Annotated in this window: 2 protein-coding genes; both read left to right on the top strand. The window is 66.4% G+C overall.

The annotated features are described in order from the left end of the window. Positions 1 to 749: electron transfer flavoprotein subunit beta/FixA family protein (locus QYH69_RS35795; RefSeq protein ID WP_308836330.1), on the top strand; the 749-nt coding region annotated here is incomplete at its 5' end. A 21-nt stretch (positions 750 to 770) separates the two neighbouring features. Then, a partial coding sequence (locus tag QYH69_RS35790) for an FAD-binding protein (protein WP_308836329.1) occupies positions 771 to 1,662 on the top strand: 892 nt, incomplete at its 3' end.

The raw sequence follows: 1,662 nt of genomic DNA, 5'->3' as shown, positions 1-1,662 counted from the left end.
TGAAAATTCTGGTGCCAGTCAAAAGGGTGGTCGATTACAACGTGAAGGTGCGCGTGAAATCGGACCACACGGGCGTGGACATTGCGAACGTGAAGATGTCGATGAATCCGTTCGACGAAATCGCCGTGGAAGAAGCGGTACGCCTGAAGGAAGCGGGCATCGCAACCGAGGTGATCGCGGTGTCGGCGGGCGTCGCCCAGTGCCAGGAAACGCTGCGCACGGCGCTTGCGATCGGCGCGGACCGTGCGATCCTGATCGAGTCGTCCGGGGAGCTGCAGCCGCTCGCCGTGGCGAAGCTGCTCAAGGCGCTCGTCGACAGGGAAAAGCCCGCACTCGTGATCCTCGGCAAGCAGGCCATCGACGACGATTCGAACCAGACCGGCCAGATGCTCGCCGCGCTCGCGGACCTGCCGCAGGCGACGTTCGCCTCGAAGGTGACCATCGCCGACGGCCGCGCGACGGTCGCGCGTGAAGTCGACGGCGGCGCGGAGACGCTGACGCTGACGCTGCCCGCCGTGGTCACCACCGATCTGCGCCTGAACGAGCCGCGCTACGTGACGCTGCCCAACATCATGAAGGCGAAGAAGAAGCCGCTCGAGACGCTCAGGCCCGAGGACCTCGGGGTCGACGTCAGGCCGCGCCTGAAGACGCTGAAGGTCACCGAGCCGGCCGGACGCAGCGCCGGCGTGAAGGTGCCGGACGTGAAGACGCTGGTCGGGAAGCTGAAGAACGAAGCCAAGGTGCTGTAAGGGCGCACGGAGACACACGAGATGACGACTCTGGTAATTGCTGAACATGACAATGCGTCGCTGAAGGCGGCGACGCTGAACACCGTTGCCGCGGCGCAGAAGATCGGCGGCGACATTCACCTGCTGGTGGCAGGCCACGACGCACGGGGCGCGGCACAAGCCGCATCGAAAGTCGCGGGCGTCGCGAAGGTTCTGCTCGCCGACGCCCCGCAACTGGCCGAAGGCCTCGCGGAAAACGTCGAGGCGACGGTGCTCGCGCTCGTGCAGGGTGCGGCAGGGAATTACACGCACATCGTTGCGCCCGCCACCGCATACGGCAAGAACATCGCGCCGCGCATCGCGGCGAAGCTCGACGTCGCGCAGATCAGCGACATCACGGCGGTGGACAGCCCCGACACGTTCGAGCGGCCGATCTATGCGGGCAACGCGATCGCGATCGTGCAGTCGGAGGATCCGGTCAAGGTCATCACCGTGCGCGCGACGGGCTTCGATCCGGTGGCGGCGGAAGGCGGCAGCGCGTCGATCGAAACGATCGGGGCCGCTGCCGATCGCGGCATCTCGCAGTTCGTGAACCGCGAAGTGACGAAGCTCGATCGTCCGGAACTGACGAGCGCGACGATCATCGTGTCGGGCGGCCGCGGCCTCGGCAGCGGCGAGAACTACACGAAGGTGCTCGAACCGCTGGCGGACAGGCTCGGCGCGGCGATGGGCGCCTCGCGCGCCGCGGTGGACGCGGGCTACGTGCCGAACGACTATCAGGTGGGCCAGACCGGCAAGATCGTCGCGCCGCAGCTGTACGTGGCCGTCGGTATTTCCGGTGCGATCCAGCACCTCGCGGGCATGAAGGACTCGAAGGTGATCGTCGCGATCAACAAGGATCCCGAAGCGCCGATCTTCAGCGTCGCCGATTACG

The organism is Paraburkholderia sp. SARCC-3016, assembly GCF_031119615.1.
Taxonomy (GTDB): Bacteria; Pseudomonadota; Gammaproteobacteria; order Burkholderiales; family Burkholderiaceae; genus Paraburkholderia.
Note: the sequence above shows the minus strand (reverse complement) of the source record. Positions and strands in the feature narration are given on the sequence as shown.